Here is a 12,490-nt window from a genome sequence, read left to right on the forward strand (position 1 = left end):
ACAGATACTATCAAAGATATCAAAGATAGTTGTTCATGCAACTATTTCCATAACCCAGTCACTATGGTGCTACTACTACCTTATGAAAGCTTTGGGGAGTTGGTTGTGGTACACAATACGTGATTTTCGCTCCCGTTAGCTTTACCAGACCGTAGCCAAACCACTACATCTTTACCACTACCCATTCTTGATTTAATTGCGCTTTGAGTTATTTCAGGAAATTGCGATCGCTAAAAACCGGCAATAACTAGTTCTAGGCTTAGTTCAATAGACAACTGCGGCGAAGTCTACTCCTGAGACGTTTTATCAGCAGAACGTGGTTTAAGCAGAAATATTTCTATCCCATCAATGGGTTTCTCTCGGGTTTTAATCTGAAATTGCTCTTTAACAACAGACCGAAATAGCTTCGACGACTTGACATAAACTAGCCATAAACGAGATTGGGTTGAAGGTAAACTGCTAATCCAACCTTCTATCGCTTGCTGATCGTTTTTTCTAACCGATGGCGGGAGTACATCCTTAATCTCAATACTTGCAGAGCCATGATAGTAATGATTCAATGCCACAGGTATTCTCTGACCAATGGACCAAACAATCACATCACCCGGTTGTTCTTTGGTCGCAATGGTTTCTACTAAACCACGCCAATTTTCTCGATCGAGCACGGTATAGTAACGCTTTAGCCCACCACCAACAGCAATGGCATAGATCAGCGCTATCACCAAGGCACCAATACGCCATCGATGCCAAATGCCGATCCCAGCGGCTGCTAAAAGAATAAATAGGTATGGAGCTGCTAAGAGTAGGTAACGATTGACCCAAAGAGAACGAGAGACTTGGGACACTGAAAAGAACAGAACTAAGGGTAAAAACGCCCAAGCCGCAATCCAACCCAGCTTAGCTGAGCGTGGTTTGTTGAATAGGACAACACCCAGCAAGCAGGTCAACATGACAGAGTAGGCATTGTAAAACCAGTAGATGGCATTGGAATTGGCTCGACCAAAGGGCCAAGCTGTCAAGCGACCTGGCTGCATGATCACATCCAGTACACCAGGACTAGTGCGTCCACCGAGATCACGAACTGATGTACCGGGTACTTTTACACCTCCCATAAATTTGGCGCTCTTAGTTACTAGTGGAAACACCCATGGCAGCCATAAAATACCAATCAGTAACAGTCCGACCCCGAAACGGAACAAAACACGAGGTTGATTGCGATACTTCCAGCCAAACACAACGATGTCTGGGAGCAGCAGCGCTACGTTAAGGGGTGTGCTGATAATTGCCAAGAATCGCAGAGCAGCCCATCCTAAAAGTAAGGGAGTAGTTGGACGTTCTAGGGCGTGGGTTAAGATCAGTGTGCCAGCAACACCAAAGAATGTACTCGGTGCGTACATCCGGACTTCTTGGGCATGATGGATAAACAGGGGTGAGAGGGCAACGATTAGGGCAGCAATTAAGCCAGTGGACTCTCCCATTAAGCGCCGACCAAGCCGATAGGTAACAAAAACAGTACCAATACTAAACACAACGCACAATCCCCGCAGCCAAGTATCACTACTGCTAACTATCATCCAGACTTGTAGGAGGATGTGATAGAGGGGGCGTGTACCATTAAAGACTTGCTCTAGGTGCTTGGCACGATGAATACTAATGAGTTCATCAACCCATAGGCTTTCTGTACCAAGTTGATAGACATACAATCCAGTCGCTAATACTAAGATTAAGGTAATGGGCATCCATGGTCGGAACCAATTTCCTCCCTCTAGGAGCGCTGGTGTTTTGTGGTTGTTGGCTTTCATGCTAACTCAATAATCAAAGCCCTAGAGCTTAGACCGACTAACTCAATAATCAAAGCCCTAGAGCTTAGACCGATGTTGATTTGTTTTTTATATCAGTAGAATTGCGAGAATCAGTAGAATTGGCAGAATTTGGTATGATCAGAAATAGATGCATTAAATCATTCTGTCTATAAAAGTTCTCGTTAGTAAATTCTTCGTGTCTTTCCAGATTAAAATGTTCTTTGAAAACAGTGCGAAACTTTTGTTCGTCAAAACCTGTGCCGCACAGTAGCCACAGCCGCGAGGGAATAGGTGGCAAGTTATTTAGTGCTTGCTCTACGACTGGCTTTTTGACTCGATCAGAAGGACAAAGTTTACTTCGGGAATAGATCGGAGCATCTCCACTATAGTAATGATCCAGCGCTGAGGTCATTTTTTGCGAACCTATGGATAAAAAGATGGTATCACCAGGTTTTTCATTAATGCTAATTGTTTGTGCTACACTGCGCCAATCTTGGCGATCCTGCACGGTGTAATAGCGTACTAGTCCAGTGCTAACGGTAATAGTATAGATAATTGCTACTGCGATCGCCAAACTCCGTTTCCAACGCCACAATCCCATCAAGCCAGCGGTCAGAATAATCAAAATGTATGGGGATAAAAACAGTATGTAGCGGTCTATCCATAATCGTTTAGAAACTAAAAAAATCATCACTGACGGTATAAATGCCCAAGCAGCAATCCAACACAGGCGTGGTTTGTGGTTTTTGTGGATTATGGCAATACCGATCAAGCCAGCTAATAGTAGACTGTAGGATTGATAAAACAAGCTACTCAGCTTCGATGTGGAAGGAAACGGAAAGGCAGTAAAATTCTTTAACTTACGTAAAACATCCACAAAACTGGGAAATGAGTGTCGAGTAGCCGATGGATCAATTTTGGCGATGAGATTAAGAGCCTTGCTTAGGAAGGGCAGGGTTCCAGACAATAGAGATAACAAAGATGGTAACCACAACAGGATTACCAGTAACAGCCATTTGCCGAAAGCTAATAATGTAGCGCGTTGCTTGCGAAACCGAAACCATACTAACCAGATGTCCGCGAAGAGCAGGGTGGCATTTAGTGGTGCAGTTAGGGTTACCAACAGTCGTAGGCTAGCCCACCAAGCCATTGAGGTGGTAGTAGGATTCTCAAGAGCATGCACTAGCGCTAGGGTACCACCTAGACCGAGACAAGTGCCTAGGGTGTACATACGAACCATTTGGGCAAAATTGATGAACAGGGGCGATAGAGCCAAGAGGAGGGCAGCAATCAAGCCCGTTGGCTTTCCCCCTACACGACGACCAAGCTGGTAAGTTAGAAATACACTGCCCAATCCAAACAAGACAGACAACCCCCGCAACCAAGCATCGCTGGTGCCAAACTGCATCCACAGCCACAGCAGGATGAAATACACTGGGCGGATTAGACCCAGATGGCCTGGTAAGCGTTTGGCATCATTAACACTGTAGAGTTCATCCACCCACAGGCTCTCTGTGCCGAGTTGATAGAAATACAACCCAGCCGCCAATAGCAAAATTAAGGCGATGGGAATCCATTGCCAAAGCCAATCTGCTTGGATTGAGGTTTCTGTTGAATTAAGTTTTTCTGCTTTCATGCACCTGACCAACCTTATCTAGAATCAGTATTAAGAACCACCATGATCAGACCAGGGTTCATCATGGCTCAGGAAAGATGGTTGATCGCCATCAACAAAGAACGATTAACCTCTTACCAAAGTAAATTGGGACACACGGCCATATTACTTATCAGCCTTGTTTTAGACATTTATGCAAAAGATCTATTATTGTCTCCATCACCTGATCACCTGATCACCCCATCACCCTTGGCCTCTATCTTGCCAATGGTTTTCTGCCGTCAGTTTTCCCAAACCCATACCATGCCAGTCCTACCAAGGGTGTAAGTACTACGATTTCCCACAGTATTCCCAAGAAGTTAGGAATACTCAAGATGGTGCATACCATACCCAATTCTGGATTAAAATAATCAAATCGGGCAAAGATGGTAATAGGTGAAATAAAATACTCTAGGGAAAAAGGCCAGAGTGCCTGGACTCCGAAAGGTGCTGTTGGGTCAGCTACTAGCATATCCAACAGGAGGTGGCTTCCATAAACTAGAGCTGCCCAAATTCCCCATCGGAGCCGATTTAACTTCCAACGCCCCACTAGCCAAGCAACGAAGATGCCAATTATGGCGGCTACTATCAAGCTGTGGGTAGCCTGACGGTGAAAAGCTCCTGGATTTCCCAGCAGCAGCAATCCAGGCAGAATGTCTATGTCTGGCAAATTCGTGAGCAATACTGAACCATACAACAGCCGAGTTTGCTGATGCCAAGCTACATAAGGGCGTGCCAGAACAAATCCACAAATACCGGCAAATGTGTGTCCTACTGGTGATGGCATGTGATTAATTGGTAATTGGTAATTTATATTTGGTAATTGGTAATTCATATTTGGTAATTGGTAATTTATATTTGGTAATTGGTAATTGGTAATTTATAATTGCTCTGACTATTGTTTATTGATCACCATTACACCTGATTACCTGATCATCCGATTACCTGATCATGACCTTACCTGATCAGCCGATCACCTGATCTGAGTTAATCACCTTTACTTGCGCAAAGCGTATACAATTCCCCCCAGCAGCCCCTGAATGATCACGATTCCGTAAGCCAGCCAAGCAAAGGCAATGGCTTCGGATCTGGCAATATTGTAGCCGTAAGCCGCAAAAAAGAATACAAATGCATTCTCACGGAGACCAATGGCGTTGATCGATACAGGCAACACCATGATCAAGGAGACTAGGGGAATGATCAGAAAGAAACTAAGAAGGGGAACCGGTAAATCCAGGGCCTTTGCAATTAGGTAATAATGAGCGATGACACTGATTTGCACCATCAGTGACAACCCCATAGACATAGCCAAGGCATGTTTGCGGTTCCCAAAGGCTAGGAAAGCTTTAATAATATTCAATACCTTGTTTTTTATGGGGTGCCAAAAGGGTAGTTTGATCTTGCTAATAACCCTTGAAATCTTCTGAGAGGGTATGAAAATCATCGAGACTACAAGCATAATTGCTGCCGTACCTAGCATCACCCACAGATTAAGTAATGGTAACTGGGCAATCAATGTCTGAGAAAAAAACAGCGCCCCGAGGCCAAACAGCATCAAACCCAGTAAACCGAGGAAACGATCCAAAAACACAGTGGCTAGTGCGACTGATTTGCTCGTTCCCAACCGCCAGGCATCATAAGCCCTAACAGCATCCCCACCAATGGTGGAGGGCAAAAAATTACTGAAGAAAATGCTGACCATGTAGGACTTATACAAGTAAGGGATGGTAGCTTTCACATTCTGAGCCAAAAGTAGTACCCGCCACCGATGAGCTCTGATGTAGTAACTGGCTAAGTAGACCACAAACGCTGCCATTAACAGAGGAATGTTGGCAGAACTCACAGCTAGGAAAATGTCAGGCAGATTGGTCTTGCGCAACACCCAAGACAGTAGCGCTATGGAAACGCCGCATTTAATGATCGTAAGAATCAATTTTTTCCTAGCAGCTAACCTTTTTTCCATGGTTTTTAGTTTATGGACTGTAGTAGTTCCAAGTCATCTTACTGCGGCGGTAGTGGTTTTGAGTCCATAGCCGTGGGCGATCAAGATTGGGATTGGGTTCGGGGTTGCTGTAGATGTCCAGCTGATTCCCATTGAGAACCATCACCTCTTCCCGCCAATCCCCAGATACATCAGCAACGTAAAGTCTCGCCGCCTGTTCTTTGAACCGATGGAGAAATTGCCCACTCAGGGCATCGAAAATCCCCACGTCTCCTGGTTTATGGCGCTCTTTGACAGCCACTAATTGCCTCGACTCTCCTGTCCAATCAATCGGGACGATCACCTCTACACCTTTGTCTGTCCATCCCTTGGGAGCAACATCATCCATTTGATAGTTAGCAATCAGTTGACCTTGGGCATCAAAGACAAAGGGTTTCTGGTGCTTCTGGTAACGGCTGCGGCACCACACTTCTAATCCCGGTCGTTGGGGGTCAAAATCACCAATGGCAGCATTTTGTGGTTCTTGATGCTTGTAGTGGGTTTTCCAAATTACGCGATCGCGGTTATAAAGGAAAACCCGATTGCCACCCCCCTCTTCCAGAGCGACTACCTCTAATCCTGGAATGTCTGGACGCACATCAGCCACAAACAGGGAGTCAATATGACCTTTTATGGGAATTTTCAACAACATCTCTCCGTCGGGTGAGATGATTGTCCCACCCAAAACCTCATCTTTGCCATCTCCGTCGAGATCTGCCACCCGTGCCCCATTGTGAGCATTGGCAAGGAAATCATCTCGGCTCCACAATGGTTGAAGGTTTTCACCTTTGAGTAGGTTGTCTAGGGGATAGGCTGCTAGATAACGACCCATACGGTATCCTTCAGCATTAGTGGCCTGAAGTAGTAAATCGCGATCGCCTTTGCCCCGGAAATTGGCTACTACTAAGTGCTCCCAACCCTCTGTACCTTCTGGAGATGGGAGTTTTATAGTTTTCTGAGTCTCTCCATTGAACCCCTCAACAATATGGAGGGTATTGTCCTTGGTTAAAAACAGAACTTCTGTCTTTTGATCTCCATCTACATCAGCTGCTTGGACACCGGGGGCCTGGTTTCCTGGCAATCCTTGGCTCTCTGACTTCCCAGTTACCTGGATATTGATTGACTTGCTCCAGAGTGCTTTACCAGAATGACTGTAAGCTGCTATATAACCTGGCTTAGTAATGATCAAATCTTTCTGACCATCATCATTGATGTCTGCTGCAATCAGTCCACCGAGACGGCGATCGCTGGCAGCAGGCTTAAGTTCAATAACTTGAGGTTTAATCGTGGAATAAGGCAAATTCGACACTTTAGCAATACCTCTTTTTGCCTTGGATTGCTCCACACATCCCCAGCTTAAACAACTATAAAAAATCAATAATAAACATATTTTTAATTGAACTCGCCTCTGGCGTAATCGGTACAAATAGTTCTGCATTTCTATAGATAGTATCAATAGAGATTATCAATTCTTCAATAGCCCTAAGCGCTGTTGCATCTTTCTCAAGATGATCAGATCCGCTTTCTCTATGCCCATTGCCCATAACAGCAGTACATAAACTAGAAACACAACTCCAGCAGTAATAACCAATACCAGAAGGTAAGGCATAAATGAAACCCAAGAGTGTACACCGAGACCGATCAAAACAGCGAGAGTTCCTGCCCCTATGGTTTTTAAGTAGCTCCAGTTGAACCCATGAATATGCAAAACTAGGTAGACTTGCAAGATACGCAGCAGATTTACTGCTAAAATACTGATTCCTGTTGCCACTGCCGCTCCCATCAGTCCCCATCGTGGAATCATGAGCATATTTAATCCGATGTTGGTGATCGCTAACACCACGTCCCCAAAGAGCTTGAGATATTGATGCCCTGACATTGCTAGTACGTGCATGGCTAATCCTCCCGGACCAGCTCTTGCTAATTGCCCTGCTGCTAGAATTGTTAGAGGTAACGATCCGATTTCAAATTCTGAACCGAAAACACGTAGGATATCTTTACCAGCTACTACCACAATTAAGAACAGAGGTACAGTCAAGGAGAAGCTCCAGCGGGCAGCAGTTCTAAAGAGTTTGTCTAATTCTTCAAGCTCTCCGTTACTATAAAGGTTAGCAATCATCGGTGTGAAGATTGTTACCAACGAGCGAGTGAACAGAGTCATCAACAGTGCTGTCTGGGAAGCGGCCCGGTAAATCCCCACCTCTGCTACAGGTCGAAAATATCCCAGCATTAAAGAGTCTGTCCAGAGCATCACCAGCCACAAAAAACTTCCGAAAGATAAAGGGAGGGAAAAGGCAAGTAGTTGCCTGGTTTCGAAGACAGGGGTGATATTTCTGCTCAATAGGGCAGGAAAGATACCTCGAATAAAATGGACGGTGAAAGCTAAAGACACGATTACAGCAAGTAGCCAAGCAATCGCTGCCCCCCACAGTCCCCAGCCAACTTTACATAGTACTACAGCTAATATTAAGTTAATTAATGGTAGCAGAAGCTCCCAAACATAAACTTTGTATGCTGTTATCTGAAATCCTGTAGTAGCAAATGCTCCTACTGTCATACTAGCCCCGAAAGGGAGAGCGATCGCGAACACCCGCAGTGCAAGAGCAAGGTCTGGTTGACCAAAAATCCCCTGGGCAATAAGGTCAGATCCCAAAAATAGACCGATTCCAAATACTATACCGCTGAGGAAAGGTAGTCCAATCCCCTGTAGTAAAACTCCTTTGAGCCGACCATTATCATCTGTACCATGATGGATTGAGACATAGCGTATAGCTCCAGTTTCAAGCCCCATCCTAGAAAATAGTTCTCCGAGTTGGTAGATGATCATTGCCAAGGTGTAAAGTCCGAAGACTTCTGCACCCAGAAGCCAAGCAAGCACTACTTGAGTTACATACTTGAAAGCAGTACTTATGACTTGACCAAGGAAGGATAAACCAGCTCCTTTGACAAATTTGTTGAAGGTGGCATTAATTGGTGCCACTAGATATCTCCTCCACTGTTTCTATCAGTTGCTAAATTCCCAATCTGAGGCGACAATAGATCTTGAGTCTCCGGATGCCGTCGATATGACCTTTAGTGTTTTTAAGCATTGCCAGTATTTTCCGTGGTGGATGTTCAAGGAACCGAAATTGCATCACCTCTAGACCCGAAATTTGAGGTTGATGCCACTGCCTCTCGTACCCATAGCGCTCAAGTGTTCCTCCTGCTACAGCTTCAAAGATACGAAGTTCACGCTCTGTCATTTCACTGCGCCATTTGCCAGCGTTACTGGTCAGAGGAGGTCTAGAAAGATTTTTCTGGTTTTTCTGGTCAGTTGGATAGGATGCACCAACCTTATGGAATTCCAACATTTCAGGGGCAAATTCCTCCTTAAGAAAGGTGCAAATCTTTCGAACTATACCTTCAGGTTCCAACAATAATTCTTCGTATCGGACTTCTAAAAAAGAGTCATCATTGAGAGCCGTTCTCAACTCTTCCACAGTTTCAAGATACTCTCGCCATTTTTGAGCAAGTGGGTAGATGTGCTTTGGACCAAAGCGAGAACCCTTCCAGGATAGAGCCACATCGCGGCCATCTCGCACTATATGAAGCACTTGCAAATTGGGAAAAGCATTGAAAATTTCGCGCCAGTAGAAAATATGGGCAGGCGTCTTTTCTCCCCAGCGTTGTTTACCTTGGGCATTAGTCCAGGCACCCATGATGCCATCAACTATGCCGTGAAAGTCAAATCTATAGATAGCTTCAAGGGTGTGCTCACGATTGGGAGGGGGAGACCAGTCTCTCATGACCTCGGTTGTCAGGATATCGTCTACCAGACGCTCACGGTTTTGAATCAGCTGTAGGTTACCGTAGTACTTCAGCCAGGGATAAAACGTATTATAGAGGTGAGACTCGAATGGTATAGCAATTCGTGGATGGCAGCCAATAATCCGACTCAGAAGGGAAGTTCCAGAACGAGGACATCCAAAGATGAAGATTGGGGACTCTGAAATACCTAGGTCTGATTTAGATTGGGAAGTCGGTGCTAGACTCAAATTTTTGGTTTGATTCATCTACTTAACTTCTCTTAAATTACTCATAATTTTTATCGAGGAAGCTTATTAAACCTGCTAAAATAAAGGAATTATATACAAGACCAAGATATGGTACAAATATTGACGTTTAGACTTGGATTTGCTGACGCATTCGAATTACCCTAGCTGGAACCCCAATCGCAACAGCATAATCAGGAAGGTTTTTGGTAACTACAGCACCTGCACCAACAATACACCCTTTGCCAATCCGAACTCCATCGAGAACAATTGCTCCGGCACCCAACCAAACATCATCACCAATCACCACTGGTCCTTTAGAATAAACTCCCTGTTCCATCATGGGAATATCCAAACGATCTGATAGATACCGACCACCCCCAATGTAACAGTTACCAGCAATTAAGACAGAACTGCCAATAAAAATGCCAGCACCTGAGGAGATAATAGCATTACATCCAATATCAGTTTTTTTACCAATAACTACAGGACCAGTTTTTCCCTGAATCACACAATTCCTGGAAACAATAACATCGTCTTTTATAGTTATTCCATCCTCTCCAGCACCGCTAGCATCCAGGAGAGCATAATCGTCGATAGCGATGCGGTTTTCAAGAGTAATATTTCCAGGATGACGTAAAACAATTCCCTTCCCCAAAATAACTCCAGAACCTACAGCCTTGAAAAGGGGAGAAAAAAAATTTTTTCTCAATAGATATCCAGCTCCACCAGCCAGATTACCAAATAAAAAAGTAGCTAATTCATATTGAACTAAAGATAATAACTTATTATTTCCTATAACCTTTGCTTGATAACTCTTCAATAAAGAAGAATCTTTTTTATTGAGTTGCTCTGTTAAAGAAACTTTGGATATCAATTTTTTTTCTTTATTGGCTATCATAATCAATGCTATTCTCAACTAGGTTAACTTTTGTTCGGAAACTAATTTAGGATTTTTAATAGATATCCATCCTTGGTCAAGATACCATTGGGCTAATTCCTTTAACCCTTCTTCATCGGAATGGACAGGCACAAACCCCAGTAAATTTATCATCTTTGCTGTGTTAAATGAGCGGTCTTTTGTATAAAACGCTAGCCGTCTTCGATAAATAGGTGGTTCTATGCCCAGGGGACGACAGATGAATTCCAAAAAATCACCTAAGGCAAACAGTGGCGCAGCTGGCAAACTAATGAATTTAAAGGAAATTCCATAGTATTCACTAATAATAGAGACCATTTTTTGAAAGGTTATCGCCTCCTTACTGCCACAAATAAAAACTTCTCCCACTGCTTGAGGATGGGTGGCTGATAGTATAAAAAAATTGGTCAAATCATCAACATGAATTAAGTGCAGTAAGTTACTTCCATTGCCAATTATTGGTATCCACTTACGGCCAACCATTTTGAAAATTTTCAAAAACCGTTTCTCCCCAGGACCGTAGATTCCTGATGGTCGTACCACAGTGACTGGTAAGCCTTCCTTTTTAGCAAAATCTCTGATCCACAGTTCTCCTTCTAGTTTGGTTTCTTGATATATATCTCCAGGATGCATTGGACAATTTTCATCACCAGGAGGATTTTCGACATGACCATGAACACCAATTGTTGAAACGTGAACAAAACGCTGAAATTCTGGCTCTTCTAAAGCGTACTTTGCTAGCAATTGTGTGCTTACAACGTGGACATTGTAGTAGACATTGTCAGCAGATTTTGCTTCTCGAAAAGGAGTTACAATATGAAAGATATAGTTAACTCCTTTGATGGCTTTCTTGATTAACTCTTCATCAAAAACATCCCCTCTAATCCATTCAATTTTAATGTCTTTAAAAGGCTCAATTTTAGAACTAGGACGTGCAATAGCGACGATATCTAAACCTTGTGCGACTAATTTACGTACAAGAACTGAACCTGTAAACCCTGTAGCTCCAGTCACTAAGACGCGACTGCCAGTTGGGAGTTTGAATTGAGTATCTTCCATATTCTACTGTCTTAGCTAACCTAAAAAATATTGGAATTTAACCAAGCAAGTTTATACAATTAATTTTAATCGGCATCTGGCTTAAGTCTTGGTAAGCTTTAAAATTACGGGTGAACCAAACAAATTAGTCAAGCCTGAGAGTCGAGCTAACTTCTCCATAAATGAAGAGAAGCTAGGAGATTTTAAAGTGCGATGGAGTACCATAGGCACAAAGAATTGGGGATAGCGCTCAGCTTTGCTCAGACCAATAGATTGAAAAAATTCTAGAAGCTCATGTTCTTTATAACAGATAAACTCTCGTGTATTTCCTTCCAATCCTTTCTTGAACTTAAATAGATAGGGGGCAATAGCATTTACGCTCCTGACTGTAGGATAGTCTAGGATTACTGCTTGCTTTGCTACTCGATTTAGTTCTGTTAAAAAAGACTGCCATTGAGTCACATGAGCCAAGAATCGATAGCTGATCACAACATCAAACGCTCCGTCTGGGTAAGGGAGATCCAAAACATTGCCCACCTTGAAGGAACAAAGATTAGCATCAAGAAAATTCTGAATCCTCCCCTTACAGACATCCGCACTACCAAGCACAGTGAGTTGATAACCATTTTGAATCAGAGCCCCTGTGAGTTGACCATGTCCTCCTCCCACATCAAGGATGGTGGCTTTAGGATAAGGAGTTAGCATTTTCAAGGTTGCGTCTTCCTGGACTTTCAGTAGCCAAGCCCCAATTTCCCCGGCAAAACGGGAGGCATAATCCTCAGAAGATGTTTCGATATCGGCTGTTTCGGTAAAATCACCTGTAGACACCACTGTTAAATTCCTTTAGTCATTTGTTTAGTTTTAATTGCTATTTTTTTTAGACTGAATTGCTAATTGGTTACGAATAAATCGCCAGGGGTTTTCTAGAGAACCATAGGCCTGAATAGGTGTCAGGGGATTGAGTAGCATTTCCTTGATATCTTTTCCTGGTTCTTCATTACTCAAGGAACCCTGGATAGTAAATCCAAAACTTCCAGGACGACAAGATTCAGAAGCCAAAGGAAG

The 12,490-nt window shown here is 43.5% G+C and carries 10 protein-coding genes and 1 pseudogene; all 11 read right to left on the reverse strand.

The window, feature by feature from the left end:
- Positions 1-287 precede the first annotated feature (287 nt).
- The gene (locus tag F6K38_RS26765; protein WP_008180964.1) at positions 288-1,802 is read right to left on the reverse strand and encodes a glycosyltransferase family 39 protein; all 1,515 of its coding nucleotides are present in this window, start codon (positions 1,800-1,802) and stop codon (positions 288-290) included.
- 64 nt (positions 1,803-1,866) lie between these two features.
- Positions 1,867-3,438 (reverse strand): glycosyltransferase family 39 protein, encoded by a 1,572-nt coding sequence (locus F6K38_RS26770; RefSeq protein WP_008180963.1) that lies wholly within the window; start codon positions 3,436-3,438, stop codon positions 1,867-1,869.
- A 235-nt stretch (positions 3,439-3,673) separates the two neighbouring features.
- Positions 3,674-4,291, reverse strand: coding sequence for a metal-dependent hydrolase (locus F6K38_RS26775; RefSeq protein WP_008180962.1), 618 nt, complete (start codon positions 4,289-4,291; stop codon positions 3,674-3,676).
- Between the two features lie 162 nt (positions 4,292-4,453).
- The gene (locus F6K38_RS26780) at positions 4,454-5,419 is read right to left on the reverse strand and encodes a lysylphosphatidylglycerol synthase transmembrane domain-containing protein (RefSeq protein ID WP_008180961.1); all 966 of its coding nucleotides are present in this window, start codon (positions 5,417-5,419) and stop codon (positions 4,454-4,456) included.
- A 10-nt stretch (positions 5,420-5,429) separates the two neighbouring features.
- Positions 5,430-6,746, reverse strand: coding sequence for a rhamnogalacturonan lyase family protein (locus F6K38_RS26785; RefSeq protein ID WP_229414356.1), 1,317 nt, complete (start codon positions 6,744-6,746; stop codon positions 5,430-5,432).
- 156 nt (positions 6,747-6,902) lie between these two features.
- A complete protein-coding gene (locus F6K38_RS26790) occupies positions 6,903-8,417 on the reverse strand; it encodes a flippase (RefSeq protein WP_008180958.1) in 1,515 nt (504 codons plus the stop codon).
- A gap of 31 nt (positions 8,418-8,448) precedes the next feature.
- Positions 8,449-9,489, reverse strand: coding sequence for a sulfotransferase family protein (locus F6K38_RS26795; protein ID WP_008180956.1), 1,041 nt, complete (start codon positions 9,487-9,489; stop codon positions 8,449-8,451).
- Positions 9,490-9,598: 109 nt separating this feature from the next.
- Positions 9,599-10,345: an acyltransferase gene (locus tag F6K38_RS26800; protein WP_229414354.1), complete on the reverse strand. Its 747-nt coding sequence runs from the start codon at positions 10,343-10,345 to the stop codon at positions 9,599-9,601.
- Positions 10,346-10,387: 42 nt separating this feature from the next.
- Positions 10,388-11,446 (reverse strand): NAD-dependent epimerase/dehydratase family protein, encoded by a 1,059-nt coding sequence (locus tag F6K38_RS26805; RefSeq protein ID WP_008180951.1) that lies wholly within the window; start codon positions 11,444-11,446, stop codon positions 10,388-10,390.
- A gap of 81 nt (positions 11,447-11,527) precedes the next feature.
- The gene (locus F6K38_RS26810; RefSeq protein ID WP_229414352.1) at positions 11,528-12,253 is read right to left on the reverse strand and encodes a class I SAM-dependent methyltransferase; all 726 of its coding nucleotides are present in this window, start codon (positions 12,251-12,253) and stop codon (positions 11,528-11,530) included.
- Positions 12,254-12,286: 33 nt separating this feature from the next.
- Positions 12,287-12,490: pseudogene (locus F6K38_RS26815) on the reverse strand (hypothetical protein); the annotation flags it as partial.

This window comes from Moorena sp. SIO3B2, assembly GCF_010692525.1.
In the GTDB taxonomy this organism is placed as follows: Bacteria; Cyanobacteriota; Cyanobacteriia; order Cyanobacteriales; family Coleofasciculaceae; genus Moorena; species Moorena producens.